This is a genomic window from Desulfosporosinus nitroreducens (assembly GCF_023897015.1).
Classification (GTDB): domain Bacteria; phylum Bacillota; class Desulfitobacteriia; order Desulfitobacteriales; family Desulfitobacteriaceae; genus Desulfosporosinus; species Desulfosporosinus nitroreducens.
Genome location: NZ_JAMHFY010000001.1, coordinates 142,808 through 159,974, shown reverse-complemented (window position 1 = coordinate 159,974; position 17,167 = coordinate 142,808). Strand labels below are relative to the sequence as shown.

Annotated in this window: 14 protein-coding genes; all 14 read left to right on the top strand. The window is 42.7% G+C overall.

The window, feature by feature from the left end:
• The first annotated feature begins 7 nt into the window (after positions 1-7).
• The 14 genes from M8E35_RS01000 to M8E35_RS00935 all read left to right on the top strand — a co-directional run bounded on the left by M8E35_RS01000 (position 8) and on the right by M8E35_RS00935 (position 17,150).
• Positions 8-970 (top strand): MBL fold metallo-hydrolase, encoded by a 963-nt coding sequence (locus tag M8E35_RS01000; RefSeq protein WP_252466845.1) that lies wholly within the window; start codon positions 8-10, stop codon positions 968-970.
• A gap of 572 nt (positions 971-1,542) precedes the next feature.
• Positions 1,543-2,844 (top strand): acetyl-CoA hydrolase/transferase family protein, encoded by a 1,302-nt coding sequence (locus M8E35_RS00995; protein WP_252466844.1) that lies wholly within the window; start codon positions 1,543-1,545, stop codon positions 2,842-2,844.
• 150 nt (positions 2,845-2,994) lie between these two features.
• Positions 2,995-3,858 carry an amidohydrolase family protein gene (locus tag M8E35_RS00990; RefSeq protein ID WP_252466843.1) on the top strand — a complete coding sequence of 288 codons (864 nt, stop codon included), beginning with the start codon at positions 2,995-2,997 and terminating at the stop codon, positions 3,856-3,858.
• 294 nt (positions 3,859-4,152) lie between these two features.
• Positions 4,153-6,231, top strand: a complete 2,079-nt coding sequence (locus tag M8E35_RS00985) for a sigma 54-interacting transcriptional regulator (protein ID WP_252466842.1) — start codon at positions 4,153-4,155, stop codon at positions 6,229-6,231.
• A gap of 321 nt (positions 6,232-6,552) precedes the next feature.
• A complete protein-coding gene (locus M8E35_RS00980) occupies positions 6,553-7,335 on the top strand; it encodes an enoyl-CoA hydratase/isomerase family protein (protein ID WP_252466840.1) in 783 nt (260 codons plus the stop codon).
• A gap of 149 nt (positions 7,336-7,484) precedes the next feature.
• A complete protein-coding gene (locus M8E35_RS00975) occupies positions 7,485-8,264 on the top strand; it encodes an enoyl-CoA hydratase/isomerase family protein (protein ID WP_252466839.1) in 780 nt (259 codons plus the stop codon).
• A 138-nt stretch (positions 8,265-8,402) separates the two neighbouring features.
• Positions 8,403-9,158: an SDR family NAD(P)-dependent oxidoreductase gene (locus tag M8E35_RS00970; RefSeq protein WP_252466838.1), complete on the top strand. Its 756-nt coding sequence runs from the start codon at positions 8,403-8,405 to the stop codon at positions 9,156-9,158.
• A gap of 56 nt (positions 9,159-9,214) precedes the next feature.
• A complete protein-coding gene (locus M8E35_RS00965) occupies positions 9,215-10,042 on the top strand; it encodes an enoyl-CoA hydratase-related protein (protein WP_252466837.1) in 828 nt (275 codons plus the stop codon).
• A gap of 137 nt (positions 10,043-10,179) precedes the next feature.
• The gene (locus tag M8E35_RS00960) at positions 10,180-11,043 is read left to right on the top strand and encodes a 3-hydroxyacyl-CoA dehydrogenase family protein (protein WP_252466836.1); all 864 of its coding nucleotides are present in this window, start codon (positions 10,180-10,182) and stop codon (positions 11,041-11,043) included.
• A complete protein-coding gene (locus M8E35_RS00955) occupies positions 11,030-12,457 on the top strand; it encodes a 4-hydroxyphenylacetate 3-hydroxylase family protein (protein WP_252466835.1) in 1,428 nt (475 codons plus the stop codon). The genes M8E35_RS00960 and M8E35_RS00955 overlap by 14 nt, the downstream gene beginning before the upstream one ends.
• 658 nt (positions 12,458-13,115) lie before the next feature.
• Complete coding sequence (aroF, locus tag M8E35_RS00950) at positions 13,116-14,153, top strand: 3-deoxy-7-phosphoheptulonate synthase (RefSeq protein ID WP_252466834.1); 1,038 nt, start codon at positions 13,116-13,118, stop codon at positions 14,151-14,153.
• Positions 14,143-15,063, top strand: a complete 921-nt coding sequence (locus M8E35_RS00945) for a prephenate dehydrogenase (RefSeq protein ID WP_252466833.1) — start codon at positions 14,143-14,145, stop codon at positions 15,061-15,063. The genes aroF and M8E35_RS00945 overlap by 11 nt, the downstream gene beginning before the upstream one ends.
• A 46-nt stretch (positions 15,064-15,109) precedes the next feature.
• On the top strand, positions 15,110-16,408 hold the full coding sequence (gene aroA / locus M8E35_RS00940; RefSeq protein WP_252466832.1) for a 3-phosphoshikimate 1-carboxyvinyltransferase: 1,299 nt from the start codon (positions 15,110-15,112) through the stop codon (positions 16,406-16,408).
• A complete protein-coding gene (locus tag M8E35_RS00935; protein WP_252466831.1) occupies positions 16,401-17,150 on the top strand; it encodes an AzlC family ABC transporter permease in 750 nt (249 codons plus the stop codon). Before aroA ends, M8E35_RS00935 begins: the two co-directional genes overlap by 8 nt.
• Positions 17,151-17,167: the final 17 nt, after the last annotated feature.

The following is a 17,167-nucleotide window of genomic DNA, read 5'->3' as shown; positions in this document are numbered from 1 at the left end:
CAATGGGATGCAGATCTATGAGTATAAAATACCAATGCCAGATATCGGATACAACGCAAATGCCTACTTGATAAAACATAAAAATAAAAAATCAATTCTAGTGGATGCAGGTCCAAATTCACCACAGGCACTGGATGCCCTCGAAGCTACTCTTAAGAAAGCTGAAGTCGGCTGGGATAATATTGAGCATATTTTGGTAACACATGGGCACTATGATCATTTTGGCTTTGTAGCGCAAATTGCGGAGCGTTCAGGTGCCTTGGTTTGGGTTCATCCTGCTGATCGCAATAAATTAACCAGTGCACTAAAGAACCCATTTTTTATAGACCCGGAAGCGGCAATTCCGTTTTTGGAGGAGCTTGGGATTCAGAGGACTAAGATAGCAGGTCTGATAAATGAGGTGGTAACCTTGGAGGGCGGGACTAAGCCTTTGCCGGAGTCTTCTATCCGCTCTTTGTCACAAGGAGCTGTCTTGAATTTATCTGGTCTTACCATTATTCACACACCGGGGCATACACCTGGCAGTTGTTGTTTTCAACTTGTAGAAAATGGCGCAGTGTTCACTGGTGATACACTGCTTCCGGAAATTATTCCAAACCCCATTTTTGACCTTGAAGGGGAGGAGAGAGACTTAAGCTTGGTAAGATTGCAGGAGTCTATGACTAAGATTCGCCTGCTTAGGGCTTCTAAAGCTTATCCAGGTCATGGTAAACCAATCTTATCAATTGACTCAGCCATTGATCGCCAGTTTACCCATATGGCTAAACGCAGTGAACAAGTCCTTGGAATTCTTGGCGTTTATGGCTTGAGTACATTTTCTGTAACTAACAAATTGTTTCCCAGCGACGGAGGGCGGTATCATACTTGGTTGGCACTTTCTGTGACGCTGGGGCATTTGGGTTGGCTAAGAGTTCGAAATTGTGTCCGAACCAGGCGTAATGCAGGAATAGTTTATTGGGAAGCTCAGTGAGCGGCATATAAACCGAGTCGTATTTGCATTATTATGATGCAGGAATGATTCGGTAAAACTCTGATTTATGCAGACTTTTAAGAGGACAATGATAAACCCACTGCAAATTCGCAATGGCGTTTATCATTGTCCTCTTAGATGCTGTAGACATTGAACCGTTGACGGTGGCTATTCGACGATTAGACAGTAAAGATTAACAAATCATCACTTAAGTGATTTGAGAGTATTAAAATGGCACCGGAATTGCAAATATATTAAAATATTATAAATATACTGATAATTTAGGTCTGAAGATCTTGACTTACTGTCAGGTTGAAAGAGGTGAAAGATAGCTTAACCACAGATATGGGGATAGGATCAAGGGGGTTTTACATTAGCATTGATACTATGATAAATGTGTCAAATGCGAGGATTGCGGGTGTTTGGAATACTGTTTCGGCAAGATCATTGAGAATTAAGCCGATGATTGAGATGAAGAGATTACTATGTCTTCATTATTGACAGGCAGATATAGAAGGTTTTTCAAAAAAATCTGAATTTCATAACTTTTAAGAGGAGGAAATTTAGAAATTATGAATCGAATTCAAGAACTCTACAACAGCAAAAAACGCGATGCTTACGAAGCGATTAAACTAATTAAGGATGGAGATTGGATATGTTTACCTTTGGGAATTGGCGAACCACCGACAATTTTAACTGCCTTATCAGAACAACGCCGCAACTATCATGATGTTAAAGTAATGCAAATGTTTGCTCAAAGAAAATATGGTTACTATGATCCCGAAACAGCGGAGAACGTTCGTCACGTAGCTCTATTTGTTGGCGGTGCGTCTCGAAAAGGTGCTGAAGAAGGCTGGGCAGACGTTATTCCTAATAACTTTTACAGTGTTCCAAAGTTAATTAGGGATGATCATATTAAAGTTGATATAGCGGCTTCTATGGTTTCCCCTATGGATAGTTTCGGTTACTTTTCTTTAGGTGTAGGAGCGGATTATTCCATGGCAGCGATTTCCAAGGCAAGGGAAGTGATTGTAGAAGTAAGTCCTGAGGTGCCTTACGTATATGGAAACAATAAAGTTCACATTTCTCAGATTTCTGCAGTGGTAGAAAGTCAATTTCCATTATTTGAAATTCCAATTGCTCGTACAATAACACCAGTCGAGAAAGCTATTGGAGAATACGTAGCTGAATTTATTAAAGATGGTGATACCCTGCAAATTGGACTTGGGAGCATTCCTGATGTTGTGATCACGCAACTGCAAAACAGACATGACCTTGGTATTCACACAGAAGTGATGACGGATTGCATTCTAAATTTATTTAATGCTGGTGCAATCACAGGTCGCAAAAAAAACTATCTACCAGGAAAGATGATTTGTACTTTAGGACAAGGCACCCGAAAACTATTTGGCATGATGGATCATAATCCTATGGTCGAGATGCACCCTGTAGACTTCACCAATGATCCTTATCTTGCCGGAAAAAATAATAATCTAGTTAGTATCAATGGCTCGATTCAGGTCGATTTTCTGGGACAATGCAATTCAGAAACCATGGGAGTTAATCCTTTTAGCGGCACTGGAGGGCAGGCGGATTTTGCGCAAGCATGCGCCCGATCCGAGGGAGGAAGATCTTTTATAACTCTTCCATCAACAGCTAGTAAAAATACGATTTCACGTATCGTTCCGACTTTGTCCACCGGTTCTGCAGTAACTACAACAAAGAATGATGTTATGTATGTTGTAACTGAGTATGGTGTAGCCAAACTTCGCGGGAAGAGCAGAAAACAACGGGCACAGGAATTAATTGCTATAGCCCACCCCGATTTTCGGGCAGAATTAACGATAGAAGCGCGAAAGATGAATTTATTATAATTTCCAATTTCTCAAACACACAATTCAGGGGGGTACTCGGTACCCCATTTTGTGTGCTTAAATACAGTGGACCTGAGTAGTTATAGTTATCTTAAATTTCTTTTTTCTGTTAAGTGTCCAATTTGGGTACACCGGTTGGGGTGAAAGGAGATGAAACAAATAACCTTAGAATTTACTGACAAAAAATCCAGCAAACCTCGTATTGATTTTCATGTTCATATGGGGTTATACACCTATTCCCATCCGTGGGTGACTGAATGGATCAAGCAAGCTCATCCTGAAGGGTACGAAGACTATATTAACCGTTATAACGACCCAGGAGCTTTTGAAGACTTGTTATCGTCTGAAGGGGTTGATTATGCCTGCGTGCTGGCAGAATTAAGTTATATTACCACGGGGATCTGTACTAATGAGCAAGTAAGAGACTTTTGCCGGGGTAGATCGAAGTTAATACCATTTTGTGACATTAATCCTTATATTTTTACTAACTTGGGAGATGAACTGCGCCACAAGGTGGAAGATGAGGGGTTCCGGGGATTGAAATTATATCCCACCTACCAACATTATTACCTTAACGACCAAAGAGTGTACCCGCTCTATCAGGCCGCTCAAGATTTAGGCATTCCCGTCCTGATTCATACCGGTTCCTCAGTCTTTAAGGGCTCTCGCATGAAGTATGGAGATCCCCTGCACTTGGATGATGTTGCAGGAGATTTCCCGAATTTAAACTTGGTTATGGCCCACTCGGGTCGCGGGTTCTGGTACGATAAGGCTTTCTTTCTCTCTAAACTTCACTCAAATCTCTATATGGAGCTTGCGGGTCTTCCTCCTGGCAAATTGCTGACTTATTTTCCTGAGCTTGCTCGCAACACAGATAAAGTCATTTTTGGCAGCGATTGGCCGGGTATGAGAGGGATTAAGAGCAACATGGAAGCTATTAGTAAATTAGCATTGCCCGCGGAGGGGGTAGAAAATATTCTTGGTGGCAATGCTGCTAAGTTGTTGCGACTGTAATTTGGACTAAGATAATAGTTCACTTGGCGACAAGCGATAAATATGTTTCCGAAAAAACCTGTATTTGCCTATAACATTTTAAGGACATGTTATAGGCAAATACAGGTTTTAAGCATGTCTTGTGAATATATTCGTTGTGATTTGATCTATTACGATTTGAACATTAAGATAATTAGTTTAATCAAATTCCTTTATTTAGACCAAATATTCTGATTACACCCCTATCCATGTGTGATAAAATAAAGGTGAGGAGAATTCTAACAGCCTAAAAATATCAATAAGGGGAGATGTTCCATGAAGGTTCGTGACATTATGCTCCCTAACAGGGATCAATTACGGCCCCAAGACAGCATACGTAAAGTGATGGAACTGCTTAAAACTTCTAAACTTCTTGGAGTGCCTGTCGTTGATGAAGTTGGACAACTCATTGGCTATTTTTCATTGTCGACTCTATTTAGTTGTTTATTGAATGATTTAAGTATTGATACTCCAATAGAAGCGTACTACATCCGGGAGGTTGCATATTTTCGGGAAGATAAATCCTTTAATAACTTGAAAGAACTGACCCATTGGTTGCATACAGTTCGAGTTGGACAAACTCCTGTTGTTAATATGGCCAACGAACCGATTGGTGCGATTACCCAAGCAGGTGCGGTTAACGAACTCTTAGATCAAACGGAGTATTTATATAATGAATTGTCCAGTGTTATAGAGAATGTCCCTGCAGGAATTATTGCAACGGATGATAACGGGTTTATCACCTTAGCGAATCAATACGCCAAGAATATCTTACAAGGGATCGGAGGGGGTAAATATATCGGCGAATTTCTTAGCGAGTTGAAAGATGATTTTGAACCTGTTGTTGAAGGGGCTTGGATGATACCTCATAAGATTGAATATCAAGCGCTAAAATTGATCGCTACTGCTGTCCCCATCTATCAAAATACAATAATAAAGGGGGCAACCTTTGTTTTACAAGACCTGACAGATGTTGAAGGAATTGCCCATGAGTTAAAAATTGTCAAGGAACTCAAGATGACTCTGGAGACTGTTTTAGAGGTTGCTTATGAAGGTGTAGCGGTATTAGATGAACAAGGTCGGCTCAACATGGCGAATGCTAACTTCTGTAAAAGAGTTGGTAAGTCAAAGGAAAAGATCATTGGAGAAAATATCAATAAATTTGTCCCTCTAACGGACAACCACTCCCCTTTGCAAGTATTAGAAATCGATTCAAAACCCTGTGTCATCTCTACTTTGCCCTTTACAAAAGAAAGCAAAATTAAGGGAACAGTGGTCAAGATATATGAAGATTTAGATCAATTAGCAGATGTAATGCAACAGGTAAATCGGATTAATATGCAACTAAACTATTACAAAGATGAGCTGTTAAAGGTAAATGGAACAAGTTATATAATCGGCAATATTATTTGCAGTAACGAGCGCACTGCTAAGCTAAAAACTCAGGCACTTCAAGTAGCCCGGGGAAACTCGACTATTCTTATTACCGGTGAAAGCGGTACTGGGAAAGAACTGTTTGCTCATTCCATTCATAATGCCTCTGATCGACGTAAAGAACCTTTTATCAAGGTTAACTGCTCGGCCATTCCCGGTGACCTGGCGGAATCAGAATTGTTTGGGTATGAGGACGGAGCTTTTACCGGTGCGCGCAAACAGGGTAAACCGGGCAAATTCGAGTTAGCAAGTGGAGGTACTATTTTTCTTGATGAAATTGGAGATATGCCATATCTGCTGCAAAGTAAGTTATTAAGAGTCATTCAAGAAAAGGAAGTTGAGCGAGTAGGTGATGTTAAGACTCGTAAAGTTGATGTTAGAATTATTGCCGCTACGAATAAGGATTTAAAACGTCTTGTCGCTGAAGGGAAATTCAGGGAAGATTTGTATTACAGGTTAAATGTAATTGATTTAAAGATACCCCCTTTGCGTGAGCGAAAAGAGGATATTCCAATTCTGGCAGATTATTTTATAAATAAATATAACAAATCATTTAATAAACGAGTAGATGGGATCACTGAAGCAGCCTTAGAAGTTTTCGATCATTACAATTGGCCAGGTAACATCAGGGAGTTAGAAAATGTGATCGAAAGAATATTGAATTATGTGGAATATGGCTTAATAGATCTGCAAGATTTACCTGATGAAATCATTCAAACAGAGAAATTTAGCGGGATTGCAGGTCTGAGTTTAATAGGTCAGAGCCTGGCCAATATAGAACAAGTAGCAATTCAAACTGCCTTGACTGAGGCTAAAGGCAACAAGTCTAAGGCGGCGAGGTTGCTCGGTATAAGCAGGTCGAAATTGTATGAAAAGCTTTCACAAATGCCTGATATTTTAGTCGATCATAGAAGTTCATAGAATAATAGGATTTATTGTGTTGTACGAGAAACATACAAGTGTATGGTTCTCGTACATTTTTATTGGTAGGATTAGCCTTAGCCTTAGCAAGAATTACTGACTTGCGAGGACTAAGGCTATTATATTTTTGTAAATATAGGGTTGGCACAAGTATTGCAATAATATTCAGATAAGTGTGTCAGTTCAGAATAAAAGCGCAGATTGACGTATTTGATTGATAATTGGTCACGGATGAAACGCGGGATATCTTCATAAGGGGGTGAAGGAAGTACGCATACTCTGCCCTTATTATTTTGAGTTAAAGTCAAGGAGGCTTAAACATTGGATAAAGGGAATGAATTTGTTAAATGCCAGATAGAGAAAAATATTGCAGTGGTGACAATTGATCGACCACCCGTTAATGCTTTAAATCCACAAGCTTTAATGGAGTTCCAATCAATTTTTGATAATCTGGCTAAGGAACCTAAAGTTTTGGTTGTGATAATTACCGGAGGCGGTAAAAAAGTATTTGTGGCAGGGGCAGATATCGACAGTTTGAGAGCTGAAACACCTGAAACGGGACTGGTAACAAATTTGCGTTTTCAAGACACCTTTACTAAGATTGCCAATTTCTATAGACCTGTGATTTGTGCGGTTAGTGGACTGGCTATTGGAGGCGGCTTTGAAATTGCAATGGCTTGTGACATTGTAATCGCAGACACGAATGCAAGTTTCAGTTGCCCCGAAGTAAACTTAAGCCTTATAGCTGCAGGTGGGGGTACTCAAAGATTGCCGCGGCAAATTCCAGTTGCTAAAGCTAAGGAACTGCTCTTTACTGGCCGGAAGATGAAGGCCGAGGAAGCTGAAAAAGTTGGTTTTGTCAATCAAGTAGTGCCTGTAGGTGAGGTTCTTAACGCCGCAAAGGCTTTAGCTAAACAAATTGCAAGCAGAGGTCCGATAGCTGTAGCTATGACAAAAAGGTGTATAAATCAAGGGTTAGATTTACCTCTCAAAGAGGGTTTGCAGTTAGAGGCGGCAGAAAGCGCTTCTAATTTCGGTACAGCCGATTTTATCGAAGGCGTAGATGCTTTCTTTGCCAAAAAGGCTCCAGAGTTTAAAGGTTAGTAAACTTGTTTCAGCGAAACGCGCAACCTTAACAAATACTATCGTGCTGAGGATCAGGTTTCGTCAATGACTCTGTCCCATATGGAACACGTCTTGACGGAAGCGGAGTGTAAGAGTATTTGAATGAGGTTCAAAGGGGTGGATACAAATTGGGGACTTACCGTAATCTTATTTTGGAGAACAGAAAAGGCATTTTACTGGTGACTATTAATCGAGCGGAAGTAAGAAATGCTCTTAATTGGGAAACATGGGAGGACATTGGGCAGCTAGCCAAAGAGATAAACAATGATGAATCAGTGAAAGTAGTCATTATTACGGGAGCAGGAGACAAGGCTTTTGCGGCTGGGGCAGATCTTAGATGGCTTTTGGAACGGCCATCTGTTGAAGCACTAGAACCCGGAGTACAAGGAGTTTTGACAGAATTAGAAAATACCGTTAAACCAATCATCGCCGCAGTTAATGGTTATGCCTTAGGAGGCGGTTGTGAGCTTGCTATGGCCTGTGACCTCAGAATTGCCAGCGAGCGAGGAAAATTTGGTCTTGTCGAACCGACTGTTGGGATTTTGCCAGGCGGTGGAGGAACCCAGCGTCTGCCACGTTTGGTCGGCAAAGGGAAGGCTAAAGAACTGATTTTTACCGGGGATATCATTGATGCTGTTGAAGCAGAACGAATTGGGCTGGTAAATAAAGTTGTCCCTCACGACCAGTTGCTTGTTGCATCATTTGAAATGGCAAAGAAAATTACCGCTAAAGCACCGCTTGCTATACGAATGGCTAAAAAGGTAATTGACATGGGAATGGCCACAGACTTCCCTACAGGGTTAGCCTTGGAAAAATTAAGTCAAGCTTTCTTGAACGGAACAAGTGATCGTACTGAGGGCATGACGGCTTTTCTAGAAAAACGGAAACCAAATTTCCAAGGAAAATAGGTTTATTAAGATAGTAGAAATACTCACAGAAGCTTATCAGGGGATCTGGGGTTTAAGCTTAATTTAGTTCAACTGACCAAGATTACAGGCAGTGCAACAACTAATTTAAGTTAAATAAAAAATCTAGGAGGGAATACGATGAAATTTGCTGGCAGAGTAGGGATTGTTACCGGGTCTGGGCGAGGGATTGGCCGTGGAATTGCTTTAGGTCTGGCTGAGCAGGGCGGCACAGTGGTTGTAGTTGATGTTGACATAAAAAGTGCTGAAGCAGTAGTCAAAGAGATTGAAGCAATGGGCGGCAAGGCCATGGCGGCTAAAGTTGACATCACGAAAAGTGCAGAAGTCAATGACATGGTGGCTAAGGTGATCGAAAAGTATGGTAAGGTCGACATTCTAGTTAATAATGTTGGCTGGAATAAGGTCAAACCATTTGTTACTGGGGATGAAGAGTTATGGGATAGAGTCATTGCAATTAACCTAAAAGGACCAATCATCTGCTGTCGTGCAGTTGTGGATAACATGATGCAAAATAACTATGGCAAAATTGTCAATGTGTCTTCCGATGCCGGACGGGTAGGTTCAACAGGTGAGTCTGTTTATTCTGCCGCGAAGGGCGGGGTAATTACCTTTACCAAAACTCTGGCACGGGAAATGGCTCGTTATAAAGTCAATGTTAACTGTGTATCCCCTGGTCCTAGTGACACACCATTTTTGGCAGAGGTTAGTGCCGAGAATCCTAAGTTAATGGAAGCAGTTAAAAGAGCCATTCCTTTGCGTCGCCTAGGTGAACCAAAAGATATAGCCAATGCGGTTCTGTTTTTTGCCTCGGATGATGCTGAATATATTACTGGGCAAACCCTTAGCGTCAGTGGCGGATTGACCATGCATTCTTAATAAGATGTAACCTATAAAATTCTGCAATAAACCAAAATTAAGGGAGGAAATTAACAATGAAAGCAAGCGTGAAGTATGTACCACTAGACAGAGAATTTTCAGAAATCTTGTATGAGAAAAGAGACGGGTCAGCTTGGATAACTATTAATCGTCCAGAAATCATGAATATATTAACTTATGACCTGGTACTTGAATTGACTGCCGCTTTTGAAGATGTGGAAAGAGATCAGACCATTGGAGTATGCGTCTTAACAGCTGCTGGCGAAAGAGTGTTTAATGCCGGTGGAGATATTGACATGATGAATGCTCTCGATCATGTAACCGGTCAGGTTTGGAACAATGCCTTGATGAAGATGTCCACGATTATGCGCAATATGAGAGTTCCGATCATTTTGGCCGCTAATGGTTATTGCATCGGTGGCGGTAACGAATTGAATATATTCTGCGATATGACGATTGCCGCTGAACATGCAAAATTTGGTCAGGCCGGACCGAAAGTAGGAGCTTGCCCAGTATGGGGAGCTACGCAGATGTTACCAAGGATCGTGGGTGAGAAAAAAGCACGCGAAATGATTATGATGTGCAATATCTATACCGCGCAAGAAGCTTTAGAAATGGGTTTGGTTAACAAAGTAGTTCCTTACGCAGATTTGTACACTGAAACTCAAAAATGGTGTGATACCATCCTCGATCGCAGCCCACAATCGATTCGGATTGCCAAAGTTTCCTTAAATTTCGAATCAGATTTGATGTATCCTTCCTTAATGGCCGGCTCAGTTTACCTAAGTTACATCTGGGGTTCAGATCAAGTCCATGAAGGATTTAACGCATTCAAAGAAAAAAGAAAACCAAATTGGCACCAATTCAGAAAGAATGCCGAATAAAACAAAGAGAGTCAAACAATACAAGAAAGTATCCTGCCAAAATGTGCCCAGCAGGCACATTTTGGCAGCGACTGTTAACTCCCGTGACTTTTGAAAGAATGTGGGTAAAAATTAATGTGATAGGGGAGGCGAAGATTTTGTCAAAAGAGATTAAAAATATTGCTGTTGTTGGCAGTGGGATAATGGGAACTGGAATTGTATATGCGGGTTTGGTCGGTGGGTATAATGTAACACTTTACGGGAGAAGACAGGAAGCGTTGGAACAGGGCAAAGCTTACGTTCAGAAAAACCTTCAAACGGGTGTGAAAATTGGTAAAGTAACCCAAGAGACTATGGATAGTTGTCTGGCGCGGATGAAAGTATCGAATGATTTAGAGACTGCCGTCAAGGATGCAGATCTTGTTATCGAAACTATAGCAGAAAATATTGACATGAAAGGAGAAATCCTTAAACAATTAAACGTAATGTGCCCCGAAGGGACTATAATAGCGACCAATACCTCGTCTCTAAGTGTAACTGCAATTGGGTCCTTCGCAAAGAATGCTGAGTTGGTAATAGGAATGCACTTCTTTAATCCTGTTCCAAAAATGAAATTAGTTGAAATTGTCAAAGGCCTAAAAACAAGTGATGAGACGGTCCAGGCAATAATAACCGTTGCTGAGCAGATGGGTAAACAAACTGTGGTTGTTAATGATGCCGCTGGGTTTGCTACGAGCCGTTTAAACGTCTTACTGGGGAATGAAGCATTTTATATGTTGATGGAAGGGGTTGCTTCGGCAGAGGATATTGATAAAGCTGCCAAAATAGGTCTTAACCTGCCTATGGGACCCTTAGAAATGAGTGACATGGTCGGACTGGATACTCGATATAAAGTCCTTGAGTATTTACACAAGACCTTGGGAGAACGCTTCAGACCTTGTCCATTAATGAAGAAGTATGTGGATGCCGGTTTACTTGGACGTAAAACAGGTGAAGGGGTTTTCAAATATGAGAACAAGTAAAGAGTATCGCGAAAAAATTCTTTCCATGCGTCCTAATGTGTATATGAATGGAAAATTAGTTGGTCGCGATCATCCGGATTTTGAGCCGGGGATTAGAACTCTGGCGTTAACCTATGATTTAGTGGATGATCCGGAATACGCTGATCTCTTAACAGCCACATCTCATTTGAGTGGAGAGAAAATTAACCGTTTTACACATATGCATCAATCGACCGATGATTTGCTTAAAAAACAGGAAATGACTCGGAAATTGTGCTTAGTATGTGGACGTTGTATCCAAAGGTGTATGGGAATTGACGCTATGAACGGCCTTTCCTTGGTTACTAAGGACATCGATAACGCTAAGGGTACTAACTATCATGAGCGCTTTCTTAAGTATTTGCGTTTCTTTCAGGATAATGACCTAGTGGGAAATGCTGCGCAATCGGATGTTAAGGGTGACCGGAATTTAAGACCGCATCAACAAGCTGATCCAGATCTGTACCTGCACATTGTAGAGAGACGTGAGGACGGAATTGTGGTACGGGGGGCTAAAGCCCATAATTCTATTGCAGCCTATGCTGATGAACTAATAGTTATCCCTACAAGAGCGTTAACCAAAGAAGAAGGAGATTGGGCAGTCGCCTTTGCAATTCAAGCTGATGCACCTGGAATCAAGTTGATCAGCCTTCCCCATAATCACCGGAAACGCAAGCATCTTAAAGCTCCGATTGAAGACTATGGAACCATGCATGCTCTTACTGTTTTCGACAATGTCTTTGTTCCATGGGACCGAGTGTTCATGAACGGCGAGACAGAATTTGCCGGACAATTAGCTTCCCAGTTTGCCACCTATCATAGGCATAGTTATACTGGGTGTAAACCAGCCTTATCAGATATTTTCCTTGGAGCAACGGCTCTGATGGCGGAGTATAACGGCATAGGAAAAGCCTCGCATGTTCGGGATAAACTGGCAGAATTGATTACGGTAGGCGAGTTAGTCTATGGCGCTGGAATTGCCGCTTCGGTTAAGGGATTCAAAAGTGCATCAGGAACGTTTGCCCCCGATGTTGTTTTCACGAATGTCGGACGTTACCATGCTGGAACCAATATATACCATGAGTTCGAAACTCTGGCAGATATTGCTGGGGGACTGGCAGCCACGTTGCCTTTTGAGGAAGATTTTTACAGTCCGGATACTAAAGACGATTTGGAAAAGTATATTATGCGTAAATCTGATGTCTGTGCTGAGAATCAGCACAGGGCGTATCGTTTAGTTGAAAATCTGATTGCGTCCTCGACAGGAGCGGCAACAGGAATCAGCGGTATTCATGGTGGCGGTTCTCCGGTCATGGAGAAGATTGCTATCATGAGTAAATACGATATACAGGCACGTAAAAATGTTGTTAAATACTTAGCGGGGATCAAGGATTAGGGACAAGGGCAAGGGACTAAACGGCAGGTGGAGCTAAATAACTCCACCTGCCATTTAGTCCCATATCTATTTTCGATGATGAACCTGTAATTACCCTTTGAGGGTGAAACGATTATTACTTAATTCTTCAATCCCGAGACACCCACGTGGGTGTTCCTTATTCTAATTCGGTGACCATAGTCTCCCCCACGGAAGTCTCGATGTTCAGCTTGCTGAGCGAGTTCACTCGGAGAAATAAGCACCTCTCAACTTGTAAAGTGTGAGTCTCCTCATTAGATAAACTGGCCGTCGATTTTTGTGCTATTAGGGGTTGTGATGAGGGGCCTTTCTGTGGTAAGATAGCTTTAATCTTGATTTCAGGATGGTTGGGAAGCTTTGTTTGGCAAGGCTTGTGTAGAATGGTAGTCTGGGGTTTCCGGCGAGGGCTTCGCGTGAAGGGCTCGTCGAAGATGATGAAGAATGGTAGAATAGTAGGATGGGCGCGAGTTAGAATTAAGGCACCCTCTATTCAGGGTGCTTTTTTGTATATCTAAAATGACTCGTGGGGCTTGAGGGGATGACAGTCAAGATTTGACTTAGCTCAAAGAGCTAGCTCAATGCATAATAATGTAAAGCAAGAAAAAAATGGAATGTAGGATGGTAGAAAGGGGTCGGAGAAATGATTGTTGTTATGAAAATGGGTTCGACGGCAGAACAAATTGAAGAGGTTTCCACACGCTTAACGGAAGAGGGATTCAAAATTCATCTTTCCCAAGGAGTGGAAAGAACAATTATGGGGGCAATTGGGGATCGCACGCGACTTGAAGCCCTCGATTTAGAAGCATTGCCTTGGGTAGAAAAAGTTGTGCCTATTCTAGCTCCGTATAAACTGGTTAGCAGGGAGTTTCACCCTGCAGATAGTATTATTCGCATTGGCGACCAGGAAATTGGCGGCAACAGGGTCCACGTCATGGCTGGGCCTTGTGCAGTTGAAAGCAGAGCTCAGATTTTGGAAACAGCACATGCCGTGCGTGAAGCAGGTGCGACCTTCTTGCGTGGTGGGGCTTTCAAACCGCGCACTTCGCCTTATTCCTTTCAAGGGCTAGAAGAAGAAGGATTGCGCTATTTGGCAGAAGCTCGAGAGCAAACCGACCTATTGGTGATTACCGAGGTTATTGATGCCAGAGATGTTGCTTTGGTGGCTGAATATGCTGATGTACTCCAAATTGGTGCTCGGAACATGCAGAACTTTATCCTCCTCAAAGAGGCAGCCAAGTGTGGGAAACCTGTTCTTCTTAAAAGAGGGCCATCTGCAACACTGGAAGAATGGATGATGGCGGCAGAATATATTATGGATGGTGGAAATTATCAAGTCATGTTCTGTGAGCGAGGGATTCGAACCTTTGAAAGTTATACCAGAAATACGCTTGATTTGAGTATGGTTCCTGCTTTGCATGCCCTGTCGCATTTACCGGTCATTATTGACCCCAGTCATGGGACTGGAAAATGGCATTTGGTCCATCCTATGGCTAAAGCTGCGCTTGCCGCAGGAGCAGATGGCTTGATTGTTGAAGTTCATCCTCATCCGGAAAAAGCCGTTTCAGACGGAAAACAATCCTTAACGCCTGAAAGGTTTCAAGTTATGATGGCTGATTTAGCAAGGCTTACTTCTGCCTTAGATCGAGAGTTGGGGGAAGTGAGTAAGTGTGTTAAATGAAGCTTTAATATCCACGGACAATGAGGTGGATTTAACACCGGGTTGGCAAGGCCTTCGGTTACCGAGGGCTTGCATCCTCGGTTTAGGACTGATTGGCGGGTCTTGGGCAGGAGCCTTGCATCGGGCCGGCTGGGATGTTTTTGCAGTTGATTCAAATAAGGCCAGTATCGATGAAGCTGTGGGGCGAGGGTGGCTCCAAACAGGGTGGACATCTATGCCGAAATTCTTAGACGTCGATTTAATCGTTTTAGCACTTCCTCTGCAAGAGTTGGCCATGGGTCTTGACCAATTAGTAGGAAAGATTACCAAGGGGACGATCGTGACAGATGTAGGAAGTGTAAAGGGAGAAATTTGCCACAAATCGATGATTGATTCTAGAATGGATTTTCGCGACTTCCATTTTGTTGGCGGTCATCCTATGACAGGTTCAGAACAATCTGGTTTTGGTGCTGCTAATTCTGACCTTTTTCGAGGGTATCCCTATGTCTTAACTCCAGCAGAGGATTGTCCACATCAAGTGGTTCAAAAACTCGTTGAAACTGTACAGGGGTTTGGAGCTAAGGTCATTTTTCGAGATCCTGTCCACCATGATGCAGAAGTAGCAATGGTTAGTCATATCCCTCATTTATTGGCGGTAGCCTTAACTTTGGCAACGCAGGATGCGTCCAAAGAAGGAGGATCAGCCTTGGCGTTAGCTGGTCGGAGTTTCAGGGAGTTAACGCGTATTGCAGATAGTTCTCCTGAAATGTGGAAGGAAATCATGGTGCGAAATGCTGAGGCAATCTTAGGGGGGCTTGATCTGTGGGAACAAAGAATCAAGGAATTAAAGGAGTGCCTTCTGGAGAGGGATGGAGAGATGATAGCTGAAGCATTTCGAAAGGCACATAAGGTAAGGGCAGAGATAAATTGATTTAAGTCTGTGTAAGTAATATAACTACTTTAGGGGGTCAATTTCTATGCGAGGCGTATTTATTAAACCTGTCACGAATTTGAAAGGTGAAATTAGAGTTCCTGGCGATAAGTCAATTTCTCATAGGGCGGCACTTTTTGGCGGAATGGCCTATGGAGAAACACATATATCCAATTTTCTTTTGGGCCAGGACTGCTTGAGTACGCTTCGGTGTTTAAAACAACTTGGAGTCCCATGGGAAAGACAGGAGAAAGAAGTTTGGATTCGCAGTGAGGGCATGGATGCATGGCAAGAGCCGATAGACGTTCTTGATGCCGGTAACTCGGGGACGACTTTGAGACTAATGCTTGGAGCGTTGGCTGGCAGTCCTTTTACCGTCACAATGAACGGAGACGAGTCTCTTCGATCACGCCCCATGCGTCGAGTCACAGACCCTCTTAAACAGATGGGTGCTCGGATTATGGGACGAAGGGAAGGTAACTTGGCTCCTCTGACTATGATGGGTGGTCAGTTACAAGGGCAAAGCTTTAGAACTCCCGTTGCTTCTGCCCAAATCAAATCCGCTATCCTTCTAGCTGGATTGAGAGCAAGCGGAGAAACAAGCGTAGAGGAACCTGCACTCTCTAGAGATCACACTGAACGTATGCTTAGAGGATTCGGAGTTGATGTTCAGAGTGATCAGACCATAGTAAGGGTCCATGGGGGCGGGCGTTTAACCGGCCAAGCTGTTTCTGTGCCGGGAGATATTTCATCAGCTGCCTTCTTCCTTGTCTTAGGGAGTTTAGTTGGGAAAGGTGAGATCATCCTGCCGGATGTCGGTATAAATCCTACTCGTACAGGAATCTTAGATGTATTAAAGGCTATGGGTGCGGATATTGAATTGTTCAATGTCGAAGAAGTTTGTGGTGAGCCTAGAGCCACCATACGCGTTCGCCCTGCGAAACTTAAAGGGATCGAAATTGCTGGGAACATGATTCCGCGGCTGATAGATGAAATCCCTATCCTGGCCGTAGCCGCTTGCTTGGCTGAAGGGGAAACTGTTATTCGGGATGCTGCAGAACTAAGAGTTAAAGAAACTGATCGAATAAGTACCGTCGTTGGGGCATTAAACGCCTTGGGCGCTAAGGTTGAGGAATTGCCGGATGGCTTGAGGATCCAAGGTCAGACTTCATTGTACGGTGGACAAGCGAATAGTCTTGGAGATCATCGCTTAGCGATGGCGTGGGCTATAGCCGGTATGCTGTCGAAGGAAGGGGTTAGTGTAGAGGACATGGCTGCCGCTGATGTATCTTTCCCTGACTTTTTGACAGTGATTAAGAAAGTAGCTGGAGAATTTAATGTCTAATAAAGAAAATGAATTTAATCATAGTATTGATAAGGGGTTTCTTTACGGATTAAGTCAATCTTTGACGATTGCCATTGGATATGCCCCAGTAGCTATAACGTTTGGTATTTTGGCAACGCAGTTCGGCTTAACCTTTTGGGAAGCCGGACTGATGTCTTTCTTTGTCTACGCAGGTGCTTCACAGTTTATTGCCATTGAAATGATCCATCAAGGGGCCACCCCTTTGATGATTGGTGTTACTACCCTGATTGTAAATATTCGTCATTTTCTGATGAGCTTATCGGTTGTTCCTTTTTTCCCAGAAAGGTCGCTCCTGTGGTCTTTGGGTTTAGCCCAAGGACTCACAGACGAATCATTCGTGCTCAATACAAAGGTTTTGAAGGATGTAGAAGGGGAAGAAAACCGTCGACGAGTCATGTTGGGGATTAACTCAGGGGCTTTCGTCACTTGGGTAAGTCTAACAATATTAGGTGGTCTGATTGGGAAGTGGTTGCCTGTTCAGTTCTCTGGTTTTCAATTCGCACTCTTAGCTTTATTTATTATATTGACGACGATGTCGCTGTCTCGTAAAAACTATATGACATATCTTATCGCAGCAGTCCTGGCGGTTGTTTTGAAGTTGCTCATTCCTGGAAAAATCTACTTAATTATAAGTGTAATCCTTGCGGCAGGGATCGGGGCATGGTGGCGCGTGAGGAAAGGCTCTCACCGGGTCGGATTAAACAGCCAAAAGAGCAGCTAAGCTGCTCCAACAGAGAA

Bases quoted from the DNA above. Each gene is read 5' to 3' on its own strand.
- M8E35_RS00965 (WP_252466837.1), top strand. From the start codon at position 9,215: ATGAAAGCAAGCGTGAAGTATGTACCACTAGACAGAGAATTTTCAGAA.
- aroA (WP_252466832.1), top strand. From the start codon at position 15,110: ATGCGAGGCGTATTTATTAAACCTGTCACGAATTTGAAAGGTGAAATT.
- M8E35_RS00985 (WP_252466842.1), top strand. From the start codon at position 4,153: ATGAAGGTTCGTGACATTATGCTCCCTAACAGGGATCAATTACGGCCC.
- aroF (WP_252466834.1), top strand. From the start codon at position 13,116: ATGATTGTTGTTATGAAAATGGGTTCGACGGCAGAACAAATTGAAGAG.
- M8E35_RS00935 (WP_252466831.1), top strand. From the start codon at position 16,401: ATGTCTAATAAAGAAAATGAATTTAATCATAGTATTGATAAGGGGTTT.
- M8E35_RS01000 (WP_252466845.1), top strand. From the start codon at position 8: ATGCAGATCTATGAGTATAAAATACCAATGCCAGATATCGGATACAAC.
- M8E35_RS00995 (WP_252466844.1), top strand. From the start codon at position 1,543: ATGAATCGAATTCAAGAACTCTACAACAGCAAAAAACGCGATGCTTAC.
- M8E35_RS00955 (WP_252466835.1), top strand. From the start codon at position 11,030: ATGAGAACAAGTAAAGAGTATCGCGAAAAAATTCTTTCCATGCGTCCT.
- M8E35_RS00970 (WP_252466838.1), top strand. From the start codon at position 8,403: ATGAAATTTGCTGGCAGAGTAGGGATTGTTACCGGGTCTGGGCGAGGG.
- M8E35_RS00990 (WP_252466843.1), top strand. From the start codon at position 2,995: ATGAAACAAATAACCTTAGAATTTACTGACAAAAAATCCAGCAAACCT.